This is a genomic window from Sphingobacterium sp. CZ-UAM (assembly GCF_002000245.1).
In the GTDB taxonomy this organism is placed as follows: Bacteria; Bacteroidota; Bacteroidia; order Sphingobacteriales; family Sphingobacteriaceae; genus Sphingobacterium.
In genome coordinates, this window is the sequence record NZ_MTCM01000006.1 from 290,373 (window position 1) to 303,616 (window position 13,244).

At 40.5% G+C, this 13,244-nt stretch carries 9 protein-coding genes; 8 read left to right on the forward strand and 1 reads right to left on the reverse strand.

Features of this window, described 5'->3' with window-relative positions:
* The first annotated feature begins 3 nt into the window (after positions 1-3).
* Genes BWD42_RS20550 through BWD42_RS20585 form a run of 8 tightly spaced genes read left to right on the forward strand, consistent with a single transcriptional unit; the run spans position 4 to position 10,540 of the window.
* Entirely contained in the window at positions 4-1,458 is a 1,455-nt protein-coding gene (locus BWD42_RS20550; protein WP_077438270.1) for a RagB/SusD family nutrient uptake outer membrane protein, read from the forward strand.
* An 8-nt stretch (positions 1,459-1,466) separates the two neighbouring features.
* A complete protein-coding gene (locus BWD42_RS20555; protein WP_077438271.1) occupies positions 1,467-2,234 on the forward strand; it encodes a DUF4843 domain-containing protein in 768 nt (255 codons plus the stop codon).
* Between the two features lie 9 nt (positions 2,235-2,243).
* Entirely contained in the window at positions 2,244-3,797 is a 1,554-nt protein-coding gene (locus BWD42_RS20560; RefSeq protein WP_077438272.1) for a PKD-like family lipoprotein, read from the forward strand.
* A 24-nt stretch (positions 3,798-3,821) separates the two neighbouring features.
* Entirely contained in the window at positions 3,822-5,201 is a 1,380-nt protein-coding gene (locus tag BWD42_RS20565; RefSeq protein ID WP_077438273.1) for a TlpA family protein disulfide reductase, read from the forward strand.
* 2 nt (positions 5,202-5,203) lie between these two features.
* A complete protein-coding gene (locus BWD42_RS20570) occupies positions 5,204-6,376 on the forward strand; it encodes a TlpA family protein disulfide reductase (protein ID WP_077438274.1) in 1,173 nt (390 codons plus the stop codon).
* 46 nt (positions 6,377-6,422) lie between these two features.
* Positions 6,423-7,916, forward strand: coding sequence for a retropepsin-like aspartic protease (locus BWD42_RS20575; protein ID WP_077438275.1), 1,494 nt, complete (start codon positions 6,423-6,425; stop codon positions 7,914-7,916).
* 42 nt (positions 7,917-7,958) lie between these two features.
* Complete coding sequence (locus tag BWD42_RS20580) at positions 7,959-9,185, forward strand: thioredoxin family protein (RefSeq protein ID WP_077438276.1); 1,227 nt, start codon at positions 7,959-7,961, stop codon at positions 9,183-9,185.
* Positions 9,186-9,196: 11 nt separating this feature from the next.
* Positions 9,197-10,540, forward strand: coding sequence for a TlpA family protein disulfide reductase (locus tag BWD42_RS20585; protein ID WP_139351232.1), 1,344 nt, complete (start codon positions 9,197-9,199; stop codon positions 10,538-10,540).
* Positions 10,541-10,660: 120 nt separating this feature from the next.
* Here the strand turns inward: BWD42_RS20585 and BWD42_RS20590 are convergent, their stop codons facing one another.
* Positions 10,661-13,132: a phosphocholine-specific phospholipase C gene (locus BWD42_RS20590; RefSeq protein ID WP_077438277.1), complete on the reverse strand. Its 2,472-nt coding sequence runs from the start codon at positions 13,130-13,132 to the stop codon at positions 10,661-10,663.
* Positions 13,133-13,244: the final 112 nt, after the last annotated feature.

The window sequence follows — 13,244 nt, forward strand, 5'->3', positions numbered from 1 at the left end:
AAAATGAAAAAATATATCATATTAACGAGTTTAGTAAGTTCCCTATTTTTAGGTTCATGCAATAAATTTCTGGATGTCTTACCTCGAACCCAAATACCAGCGGATAAATTATTCGATTCCGAACAGGGGTTTAAAGATGCTTTGGCTGGCGTTTATATTTCGGCAAAAAGTAATACAACCTATGGGAAAGCCTTAACTTTTGGCTCCATAGAAAGTTTAATCTCGAGCTGGGATATAACGACGAATTCCCTGGAACAACAGCTCGGACTTTTCAATTATTCCGACAATCGCGTAATTGATCAATTCAATGCGATATTTGCCAAACAATATGCAACAATTGCCGCAATAAATGCTATTCTTCAGAATCTAGAATCCAATAAATCCATCTTTAAGACGGAAGGAGTATATCAGGTCATTAAAGCAGAATGCCTAGGCTTACGTGCCTACATCCATTTTGATCTGATGCGCCTTTATGGCCCTATACCAACTGAATCTGAGATCGGAAATCAGCTCGCCTATGTAACTGAATTTAACAGAGAAATCCATCAACATATTTCTTATGAAGAATATAAAAGCAAAATTTTCACAGATCTAAAACAAGCCGAAGAGCTTATCAAAGAATTTGACCCCATGCTGTCCTATTCGATGAACGATGTTAGAAATCCCAATGGATTCGCAAGCAACTACAAGCCACTAGATGATTTCATGTCATATCGCAATATGCGCATGAACTATTATGCGATGAAAGCGTTAGAATCTCGTGCAAGTTTATGGTATGGAGACAAAGACAATGCGTATAAAGCCGCTAAGGAGGTGATTGACGCAAAAGATGCGGATGGAGAAGTTAAATTCAAGTTAGCCACTGGGAAAGACTTTACAACAACCAACTATATCCTCACTTCTGAACAGATATTCGGACTGTACGCTTTTGATTTAGCAAAAACCTATACAGATAACTTTGGCAACGCAACTTATCGCAAAGGTACATCTGCAACAACCATCACAAATCAACTATACGGCAATACCGGAACTGATTTTAGAGAATCTTCACTTTGGAATATTGTTACATTGACCAACGGTTCCAGATACAATGTGATTAAAAAGTTTTGGGTTACGGCCGACAATGTGACCGTTTTAAGCGATTACAAACAACTGCCAATGATACGCACTAGTGAACTTTATTTGATATTGGCTGAAACAGCTCCTTTCACTGAAGGCTTGGAATATCTAAAAACCTTTAGAGCGAACCGTAATATCTCCGGACTATCAATACCCGCAGACCTGCCAACCCTACAGAGCGAGATTATCAAGGAATATCGAAAGGAATTCTATGGGGAAGGACAGGCGTATTACGCTTACAAAAGACTGAATATCCCAAAACCGCAAATATTATTTGCTCCTTCAAATGCAGTGGTCAATTACCTCTTGCCCATGCCAACAGTTGAATCTATTAATTAACCTCCATTATGAAACCATATTTTATATTAATTATAGTTGGTATCGCATGCATCTCGTTCATTAGCTGCAAAAAGGACCAATATTATATATTTAATGATATTGCAAGAGTACAATTTGGGCCACCCGTTTCGACGCTCAAACTCAATGAATATACCGACTCGTTAAAATCTGAAACATTCTTCTATGAATCAGAGGACACGAAGCAAGATACCGTATATTTTGATATCTACACCGTGGGCGAAACATCAAAAAAAGATCGAAAATACCAGCTTCAACAAGTCCAATTGCAGGGCATGGAAAATGCTGTCCCTGGAAAACACTTTATCCCATTTGATGATCCTGCTGTCGCTGATCTCTACGTTATCAAATCCGACTCTGTACACGCAAAGGTACCGATCGTTATTTTAAGAGATGGCGAATTAAAAAGTAAGACCGTCAATCTCGGTATTTCCATTGTCGCTAACGCTAACTTTGCTATCGGTGAACCCACCAAATCCTGGCGCAAACTACAGTTTACTGATCGCCTTAGCCAGCCAAATGCTTGGACAGCCTCCTATTCCACCTATTATTTCGGAGCATACAGCGTTCGAAAACATGAATTTATGATCGAGGTTACGGCTCAGCGTTGGGATCAAAACTTTATAGCGACCCTACCTCTAGATCAAATGAACTATTATAAATCTGTCCTTGGGATGGCTGTGATAGATTACAATAAGCAACATCCTGATGCGCCCTTACGCGCTGAAAACGGTGATCTCATTACTTTCCCTAATTAATTAGAAGCGATGAAAAAGATAAATATTTACCTATTACTCCTAGGATTTCTATTGGTTTTATCCTGTTCAAAAGATAAAAGCAACTATGACTATAGCGAAAAGGAGCACATTGATATTGAAGGAATTGAGTCAAAATACACAGTCATTTCACTAAAAGATACTTTAAAAATATCCCCCTCTGCAAAATCAAATAAAGAAGGTGAGTTAGAATATAGATGGGGATTTTACGAAACAAATGTACAAGGTAGAAGCGAACCATTGGACACAATCTCCCGTAACCAAAATCTAAGCTATTATATCACCGAGGATGCCAAGGACTGGGTTGTCGTTTGTATTGTGAAAAACAAAAAAACAGGCTATACCCAATACAAGAATGCCACCGTAACTGTAAGTACACAGTTTACGCGGGGTTGGTATGTCCTTAAAGACGATGGTAATAACTCGGATTTAGATCTACACCTAACCCCGCAAAATAATGTGGTAAATGGAAAAATCGAAAATGTATACAGTACTGCAAATAATCAAAAAATAGCAGGAAAGGCAAATTTCATTAGCTTTTCTTCCAGTTACAAAAGCAATGTGTTAAACCCCAGCTCTTATTCTAATACCCGGGCATTATTTCTTGTAACAGAAAAAGATATACAAGCCATTAATGTCAATAATCTAAAGAAAATAAGGGATAAGCAGAATTTATTCTTAGGAGGACCACAAACGATATCCGGAACTACAGGAGCTTTTGTAGGAAGTAGCGCTAATTATATTCTTAATAATGGACAGCTATATAATATCTATGCTATGAGCGCTAATACTGGTCAGTTTGGAAACAAAGCGATGATTGATGGAAAGAATAGCGCCTATGAATTATCAAAATTTATGATCTCTGGTGCTAGCAATGACCCTATTCTATTTGACAACCTAGGCGGAAATTTCGTCACGCTCGCAAATGGATCCGGTTCCAGTATGACTATATTTTCAAATGATGCTACCAATGATTTCAGCACGACAAATAACAATCAAAAAGCGTTGTTTTTGGGAATGAAGTCTAATATTTATTTACCGGCCCCCGATTACTACTACAAAACGGTTGGTTATGCCATATTGCAGGACAAAACTGACCCTAGTTTAAAATCCCTATGTACACTAGAAAAGAACAAGTTTGTCCTAAAAATAAAAAAAGATAGCATAGGGCCTTCCTCTAAATTATATGAAGCGAGCCTGCATACTTTGTTATTCGAAGACGAAAATCTCCTCTACTTTGTCAACAACAACCAAGTATATAGTAGAAATCTTAGCAATGGCTTTGAACAATTGCAGTTTAGCGCCACTGGAGGTGAACAGGTTACTTTTATTAAACATCTAAAATACTCAGAATCGGGATATGCTTTCAATTTCGTTGTCGTTGGAACAAAAATCGGGTCGAATTATAAAATTAGAATGTTTACAAAAAACTCGGGTAATTTAGATTCAAATCCTGTACAGACGCTCGAAGGAACCGGAATAGCACGATCACTCATTTACATCGCGCCGTCCGTCTCCGATTATACTTATCCCTGGTCTTATTAATCCACAATTACTTATAAAACACAAATGAAAAAACATATCCTAACTTCAATAACAATATTTGCGGCAAGTACAGTTGTCGCTCAATCACCCGTTCAGATCAAGGGGAGATTCGATAAAGAACTTGTCAAACCGGTCAAACTCTTTAAGGTTGTCGAAGGTGATATGGTTGAGATTGCTTCAGCTCAACCTCAATTGGATAAAAATTTTGGTTTCACGTTCTACCCCGAATACGAAGGATTTTATGCCATTGGTTCGGGAACAACAGGCAGTCAAACCGATAATAATATCTTTTATTTCAAGCCGGGCGACCAACTTGAGTTTACCATCTCCGAAAAAAATTACCAATTGACCGGAACTAATAACAGCAAAGAAAATCAGATCCTCAGCCGTTGGCACGACGAAATAAGTCCAGTAGAACAAAAGGCATTCTACTGGATGAAAGCTCAAAGTACTTTTGTCGATTTCTTCCCCGACCTGGAGAATGTTGTCGCCAAAGCAAATACCTTCACTAAAAATAATAAAAGTGGAAACTCCAAGTTTGACAGTAAATTGCAGGATTATATCCAATGGGATCTTGCCGCCAACGCGACAAATTTCCTCAATACGCCACGTTCAGCACATCCTGCAGTAGAAGAATATACGGATTACTATAAAACCCTAACGTTAGCCAGCTTCGCAAGAAACGCAGCATTGGTCTATCAAATTCCTTGGGCAAACCGTACTTTGAACGCTATCTCATTTGTATCTCGCCGTACGGCGAATATTCCTCCGGGAAAAGGCATCACTGGTCTCCAGCAAGATCTGGATTTCCTCCCCAATGACACTTTAAAGGGTGATGCTATACTGAATTATCTAGCAAGACAAAAAGATTATTCCAGTTATAAGGAAGCCGCGGATAAGTACCAGTCATATTTTATGACTGCAAGTCAAAAGAAACGTGCTATTGGTATCATGAATGACATGGCTCAACTAAAAAGTGGAGACCAAGGACTTAATTTCTCTTTTCCTGACAATAACGGGAAGACCATAAAATTTGCCGATTTAAAAGGAAAAGTGGTTTTAATCGACGTATGGGCAACCTGGTGTGGTCCTTGTAAAGCAGAAATACCGCATCTCAAAAAACTTGAAAAAGAAATGCAGGGTACAGATGTTCAGGTGGTAAGCATCTCGGTTGATGAAGAAAAAGATAAAACGAAGTGGTTAAAAATGATTAAGGATGAGCAACTTGGTGGCTTGCAACTTTTTGCTTCCGGATGGGGAGATTTTGCCAAATATTACAAAATTACGGGAATTCCGCGCTTCATGGTTTTTGACAGACAGGGAAAAGTAATCACTATAGATTCACCACGACCATCGAACCCAGAATTAAAGCAACTCCTTGAAAAAGTATTAGCATCGAAATAGGCATGAATAAACTTTGGATTTACTTCTTATTTTTAACGTTATCTCCCGCGCTTCTATTTGCGCAGGGGGATAGCGTTACAATCAAAGGAAAAATTACATCATCTGTAACAGACCCTGCCGCGAAGTTAAGTGTTTCTTTTATTGACTATCAAGGCAAAAGGATAGGTTTTGCAGCTCCAATACATGATGGATTATTTGAAATCAAGATCCCAAAACAAACACAAATAGTTGATGCTACCTTAAGGACTATTGGCAAAGATCCAAATGCCAGCGCATTACGACAAGCCATGCGTTATCCGCTCAATATTTTCATTTCTGAAGATGACATCCTTATAAACGCCAATGCCGAGGAACTTGATTTAGCTCAGGTTAAAGGAGGGAAAGAAAACAATGAATACAATGACCTGCGTCAGTCTACAGCGGGATTTGTAAAGCAAAAAAATACTTTATACAGTCCAATCCTCCAGGGAAAGATTAGCCCCGAATCTACGGAGGGCAAAATCATAATCGAGCAGCTTAGTCAAGTGGGCAAAAAGGAAATTGCTCTTCAGAAAAAATTTATAGAAAATCATCCTACATCCTATGTAAGTCTGTTTTTGCTCTACAGAATGAAGTCTAGCTATACTTCTGAAGACTATAAATTAGCATTTAACCGTCTCGATCCCAACTACAAATCAACAGACATGGGTATGGCAATAGCTTCAACAATCTTAAAAGAGAGCGTGACCGCGAAAGGGAAAGCAGCACCACTCTTTTCGCGGATCACTGCTAGCGGCATGCCTTTTCAATTAGAAAAGATGCAAGGGCGCATCATACTACTTGATTTTTGGGGCAGTTGGTGTGGCCCCTGTCGGGCAAGTATGCCGCATCTCCAGCAACTTTACAGTCGCTACAAAAATAAAGGCTTTGAAATCATCGGTATCGCACAAGAAAGAGGCAAAACACTGGAAGAATCCAAAGCGAGCTGGCACAAAGCCATAGAAGAACTCAACTTATCCTGGACAAATGTGCTAAACAACGAGAACAAAGAGCAAATGGATATTGTGAAAGCATATCAGATCAGTGGTTTTCCAACAAAAATCCTCGTGGATGAAAATGGAAAAATCATTTTGCGCGTTGTAGCCTCGGCAACAGACGACATTGACATTACGCTGAAAAAGATCTACGGCTTCTAATCCTTTTACATCCTTCACTAAATACGCTAATTTATTCTGTATTACCATGACTTATAAATCCATTATAAAAGCCGGAGCTCTCTTGCTGTTAACAGCCTTTGCATCGTGGTCAAAAGCTCAGCTCGCAACCCAATTGCCGGCCAAACTACTCACCTGCTTTGAACAAAAAGACAGCTCTTTCATAAGCACTGAGCTGGCGCCAAATTTTTCCATAGCTGGACATACTGGTGCTGGAGCCAGCTTCCGCTTAAACCAAATTATCAAAAATTACCCCCTAAAAGCAGTCAATATTCTATCGGACAAGAAAACTAAAAAAGGAACATTACTTCAAATAGAGGTTACCGATACGAAGGGCAAGACAACAAGCAATCAAGCGCTAGTTGATCATAAGGGGAAATTAATCTATTTCAGTCTTTTTGATCAACTATATGGGTTAAAAAGAGAGAACACTCCCAAATTACGGGCGGTTATTCCTTTTGAAAACAAGAATGGCTCCATTTACCTGCAGGTCAAAATCAATGGATATGAACGGCCATTAAGACTCCTGTTTGACACTGGGGCAGACGGAATGGCGGTAAACCAGCAACTTGCCGATGCTATTGGCCTAAAGGTAACGCGTGAGAACAACGCTTCTGTCGTCGGCGGAAACACAAAAATTCAGGTATCTGACAACAATAGTATTCTATTGGACACGCTTAAACTGGCAGGACAGGGTATTGCGATCTTTCCTGAAATGGGCAAAGAAGGTGATGGCATTATTGGTAATACCCTGATACGCCAATTTATCACACACATCGATTACGATAAAAATACAATTTCATTGTACGATTTTGGCGATTTTCAATACAAGGGTAAGGGAACTGCCGTACCGATTACAATGCCTGCGGGGGTAATGATACTACCCGGGCAGCTTGAAATTATCAAGGATAAGAGCTACTCCGGACATTTCGTTTTCGACACTGGTGCTTCATACGATCTGATCTGCTTCCGTCCCTTTGTACGTCAAAACAAACTGCTTGTTAGCGGCTTCAAAGCCGAGGCACAGGCCGCAACCGTAAGCATGGGTGTTTCCTCGCCCACCTTTTCGGGCAAAAGCTATAAATTTGCCATTTCTCCCCTCCCACCCATGCAGGGTTTGCCGGTAACACTCATGGGCGGCAGTGCTGGCAATGAACATTGGCAACCTGGTTTTGATGGCTCAATTGGGGTTCGCCTATTAAGCCGCTATAATATCACCATAAATCTGGCGGAAGGTGAGGTATATTTCTCCCCCAATAGATTACACGACCACCCGCAGGATTTTTTAGTCAAGAATTATCAGTTTGGCTGGGATAATACCGGAAAGCTGAAAGTACTTGGCGCTGTAGGTGCTGCCGACGCCCCAGGTGGTCTGAAAACAGGTGCATTAATCCAACGCATAGACAGTTATACAGCCGATCAATTGAAAAAAAATCCATCCCTCATAGATGAGATTCGGTTAAAAGCAACGGGAGGATCCATTTCTATAACAACAACTGATGATCATACCGTAAATATCTAATCACGCTAAAACATAATACCTTCAATTCTCAAAACAAATCATATGAAAAAGCTTATTTTTTATATTATTATAGCCTATTACGGCATATTCTTTTCAAACGTAGCAATTGCCCAGGAAAAAATCTTCCAAGGGAGTTATGCGGAATGCCAAGCTCAAGCAAAAAAGGAAAACAAACTCATTCTGATCGATCTGTACTTTGTTGGTTGTATGCCTTGTGCAGAAATGGACAAACAAGTATTTCCGGATCCGGCTGTTACTAAAGAACTCAACGATAATTATATTCTGTACAAAACAGATGTGATGAAAGAGGAAGACGGGAAGAAAATAGCCCGTAAGTACGCTGCCCCAGGATTTCCGACCTATGTCATTGTAAGCCCCGAAGGCAAAACCATAATGACTGAATCCGGTTTTTTTGGTGTAGACCGATTTGTTCCTCTATTAAAGGAGGCTGTCCAACGCAACAAATCAGCCCAATATCTCGCATTTAACAATACGTTAGACAACAGTTATCCTGCAGCTTATAGCGAGCGTTTTATTAAAACCGGAGAAAAACATGATTTTGCGGAACTAGAAGGATATCTCGAGCAACAAAAGGACTTGTTCAATGAGACAGCTTTCTTGGCCAATAGTGTCACTTACTTTGCGAAATACAATAATTGGGCTTATGACAATCTTCCAAAATTGATTAAACTATACGGCGGAAATCTACTCCGCAACAAGATTTCAACAATTGCCAAAGCAAAAAGTAAACAATACGGGACAGCACAACAATTGGATAGTTTAACGACAATGCTAGCTTATATACGTCCCACGTTCAATGACAAATTATGGGAGGTATTTTTACCCGGATTCGTTGCTAGCTATTATGCTGGCTCCCAAAATGCGACCACCTATTTTGCGTTGATTGACCAATATCAACTCTATCCTACTTGGGATGAACGTAGCAATGCCTTCGGACAGGTCATTATTGATCAGTCAAAAAATCCAACAATCCTGAAATCTATACGAGCTGAATATCTAGCAGCAGAACAACGGAAAAAACTGGATCAAGTGGATAGTTATCGGCTGACGCTATTACATTACTATCTAAAAGATTTTGATCAGGCTTCCAAAGAGATGGAAAAACTGTCGAAATCAGATTCAACATCTCCATTTCTTGCCATCAACAAAAAAGACTTACAGGTCTTAAGAGAGGCCATAAAAAGAAAAGATGCCAATTTATTTAAAGCAAAAGATATTAAGAAAATAATACCATTTAAATTAAGTTAACAATCTATATCATGATTAGAAAAACCATTCTATTATTCACAATTATCATTTCCTCGCTTGTGGCGTTGGCCCAGCAGCCGAGCAACATTACAGGAACAACAGATCCAGCAAAAATAAAACGTGTCGGACTATTTAAAGTATTAAATGGTCGTTTAAAAGAAATTGCCACATCTATTCCCGATGCATCAGGACGATTTGCATTTCGCTTTACTCCTGAATATAAAGGATTATATGCTGTTGGTAGCGGAAATGCACAGAATCAACAGGGACTTTTTCGTTTTTACTTCAAGGGAAATGAGGATTTAAATCTAAAACTAAGTCAAAATGACTACGAATTAACAGGTAAAAACAGTCCAGAAAACGAAACCTTATACGCTTGGGACAAACAGTCGAAATCTTTTCGTGATAAAGGAACCACTCCCGGAGGTATGAGCACCTATGTCGATTTCTTCCCCGAGGTTGAACAGTTTAAGGTAAAACTTGATGCCATCAAAAAGAGCGCAAAAACAGGAAACGTTCTTTTCGACAAATTCTTTCCCGAGCTAGTCGATTATGATTTTGCCTATTATGCGATCTCTTATCTTTACATGCCGCGTACAGCCCACCCGAGCAAAGAGGAAATGAGCGACTTCTATACGCAATTCAATGCAGATCGTTACCTAACAACGGAACTATTAAAATTTCCCTACGGCGACCGCTTTATGAGCAATATCATTTATCGGAAATTGGACCTATCCACTAAACCAACTTTCGATCAACAAATTGCAGCCATCGGACCAGACATACTTAAAGGACAATATATATTGCAACGTCTTGAGGGTGCACGTTCCTATGGTGACTTTCAGGAAATGAATGAGAAATACAAAAAATATTTTACGCTTCCTGAGCAAATCGAACGATCAAAAGTTGTCGAGGCGAGACTGGTAGAGACAAAAGTAGGAGTTCCTGCGTTTCAATTCTCTTTTTCAGATATTACCGGAAAGAAAACAAGTCTTGCAGATCTTAAAGGCAAAGTCGTCTTGGTGGATATGTGGGCGACCTGGTGCGGTCCATGCCGTACCGAAGAACCGCATTGGGAAAAATTAAATGAAGAATTTAACGGAAAACCAGTAGCCTTTGTAGGCGTATCAGTAGATCAGGATAAACCCAAATGGGACAGCTATGTGAAAGAGAAAAAGCTAAAAGGGATTCAGCTGCATGCAGGCGCTGACAATGAACTATCCAATGCTTACAAAGTCAATTCTATTCCGCGCTATATACTCATTGATAAAGCCGGAAATCTAATCACGGCGGATAGTCCAAGACCAAGCGATCCAAAATTAAAAGCTCTGCTGGAAGAATGGATTAAAAAATAAAATACCGAATATCAACGTACTAAAAACACAAAAGCCCTCAGTTCAACTAAAACTAGGGGCTTTTGTTATATTACAAATGGGTTAGCCAAATTCATATCAGCATTTTACACCTCTTGATTTTTAGCCCAACTGTGGGTCAGTCTTCGAGTGGCTACCCGTCTCTACGCGGCCAGCAAATTGGCGAACAAATTTACTTCCAACAATCTGTAAAGTCACATCGTACCAACCACTTACTTTCTGGGATTCTAAAACCCAATTGATGGATTTACCAGGACCCAATACGGTATTTTTCTTCCAGTTGCTGTAGGCATTATCTTTCACCTGCACGTGAAGGGTCTTGTCACCTTTATTGCTCGCTTCCAGGATAAGGTTTCCTGTGGGAACTCCTTTCTTCCCGATTTCATAGCTCGCAACAATAGATAGACGCTCCGCATCTCCCTTAAAGCTGCGCATAAACCCATTTGGGCCATATGCCGTTAAATCATAATAACCATCTTTAAAGTCTGCTCGGTCCCAGTCAAAACTCAACTCCTCCCCCGCGATAACCGCAAATGGCCAAAAACTTACACCATCTTTATAACTCGGCCCACTATACACATTAAAAGGGCTGCTCAGGGATTTAGCGCCGAAAATCTTATTCCCCGCAGACATCACCAGTTTTACCGTATCCTTATCGACAGATTCATTTGCATATAACTCATAGGCCAGCGCATTGGAGTTTTTTTGACCTTTTTCCTGTCTTGCCAATTGTGCTGCCCTGCCCGTATTTTGTAACGTTTGCATCTCATCTGCAGTCCATACATGAAAATTATTCGGTAGTGGCTTGGATTTAGCCTGATCTATTGCATAGATCTGTTGATTACGGTCCAGGAATGGTAATTCCACAGCAGTTCCACTTTCCGCCTTCCGGAATACCGAAGTCAGATCTCCCGTAATAGCACGGCGCCAGGGACTGATATTATGTTCTTTTACGTCCTTACCAAGTTTCTTGTCAAAGAAATACTCCATAAATTGAATGGTCGACGTAATATCGCAGACCTCCGAATTGACCCAACCGCCTTTACTCCAGGGAGACGCAATAATCAGAGGTACCCGATAGCCCAGACCAACTGGTCCCTCGGTGGCATGCTCTTTCTTCTCTCCGCTGGCCAGTTCTTGCTCCAGACTCACATATTCATCGCTATAATCCAACCCTGCTGAAGTTTTTCCCGACCGGGCATCTGCTGGGTTTGGTGCTACAAACGGTGGAATATGATCGAAGTAACCATCATTTTCATCGTAATTGAGCATAAACACAGTTTTTTTCCAAACCTCCGGGTTTTCAGTCAGGATATTCAATATTTCGGACACATACCAAGCCCCGTACATTGGCGCACTAGGGTGATCCGAAAAACATTGTGGCGCAACCAACCAGGATACTGTAGGTAAATTCCCCGACTTCACATCTTTCCGAAACTGATGTAATACATCCCCTTTTGGTACTGTAATCTGTTCTCCTTCATGTAATACTGAGGTCGTTTCACGATAAAATGCATCATCCTCATTGGTTTGGAACGCACGCTCATGCAATGCAATTTGTTCTTTCGGAAGCTGTCGGAAAGCCTGTTCGGTAAGTTGTTCCAACTTTTTCTTATAGCTGTTGAGCTGCTCCTGTTTCTGCTTGAGCTTATTTTTGGTTTTCTGTACGCTTTCAGTTCCATTATTTGCCAATGCTTTTTCAAGCTCCTGGATCTCAGCAGGAAGTTCTGCCACACGCTTACGCATAAATTCCAGGTGACTTTTCTTGAATTCAATATGGTACTGTGAAAACCACTCTAAATTATTGTCCGTAAAATTACCTAACCATTCTTCTCCATTAAGGCCAGTCTCCATACTGACTTCGTTCTGATAGACCTTCCATGAGATACCCGCCGCCTCCAAACGTTCTGGAAAAGTTTTCCAATGCGCCCAACGGTCGAAGTAAATATCTGAATTACGGATCAACGGTTTTGCCCCTTTATGTGGCACACAGGTACCTGTCCAGAAAAAATGGCGGTTGGTCGTCGTACCTGTAATGGAGGAACAGAAATGCTGGTCACAGATCGTAAACGCATCGGCTAATGCATAATAGAAGGGTATATCTTCACGGGTATAATAGCCCATAGTCAAAGGAATCTCGCTCAAAACTTTTCCACCGGGACGTTTTGCCTCTATCCAATTATCATGCTTCCCTTGGTTACGCGCTGCCATTTGATTTTCCCAGGAATGGGGAAGATTTCCTGTCCAGGCTGCGTTGGAATTCTTAATATCCAATCGAAAAGGTGAATACGTCTTTCCTGAGGCGGATGCCTGCAACCATACGGGATTTCCGCTAGGTAGTGTGATAGCCCGGGGGTCATTAAATCCCCGCACCCCTCGTAGTGTACCAAAACTATGATCAAAGGAACGATTCTCTTGCATTAACAAAACAATATGCTCGGCATCTAAAACAGAACTCCCCGCAACTGGTTCAATCGCCAGAGCACGCTGTATCGCATCCGGCACAGCACTCTGTAAGCCAAAAACCCCAGCCAGCAAGGAGGCCTTTTTAATAAAGTCTCTTCTACTATCCATAAAAATATCTGTTATATCTCTTATAAATTCAATGGTCTATCAGCGAATATATTCATTCGCAAGCGCTTTTTATGTAACGTTTTTAAGAAAAATCCCCGCACACGATTGATCT

What these genes read in the sequence shown, in the direction of transcription:
- BWD42_RS20550 (WP_077438270.1), top strand. Translation starts at nt 4, where the DNA reads ATGAAAAAATATATCATATTAACGAGTTTAGTAAGTTCCCTATTTTTA.
- BWD42_RS20555 (WP_077438271.1), top strand. Translation starts at nt 1,467, where the DNA reads ATGAAACCATATTTTATATTAATTATAGTTGGTATCGCATGCATCTCG.
- BWD42_RS20560 (WP_077438272.1), top strand. Translation starts at nt 2,244, where the DNA reads ATGAAAAAGATAAATATTTACCTATTACTCCTAGGATTTCTATTGGTT.
- BWD42_RS20565 (WP_077438273.1), top strand. Translation starts at nt 3,822, where the DNA reads ATGAAAAAACATATCCTAACTTCAATAACAATATTTGCGGCAAGTACA.
- BWD42_RS20570 (WP_077438274.1), top strand. Translation starts at nt 5,204, where the DNA reads ATGAATAAACTTTGGATTTACTTCTTATTTTTAACGTTATCTCCCGCG.
- BWD42_RS20575 (WP_077438275.1), top strand. Translation starts at nt 6,423, where the DNA reads ATGACTTATAAATCCATTATAAAAGCCGGAGCTCTCTTGCTGTTAACA.
- BWD42_RS20580 (WP_077438276.1), top strand. Translation starts at nt 7,959, where the DNA reads ATGAAAAAGCTTATTTTTTATATTATTATAGCCTATTACGGCATATTC.
- BWD42_RS20585 (WP_139351232.1), top strand. Translation starts at nt 9,197, where the DNA reads ATGATTAGAAAAACCATTCTATTATTCACAATTATCATTTCCTCGCTT.
- BWD42_RS20590 (WP_077438277.1), bottom strand. Translation starts at nt 13,132, where the DNA reads ATGGATAGTAGAAGAGACTTTATTAAAAAGGCCTCCTTGCTGGCTGGG.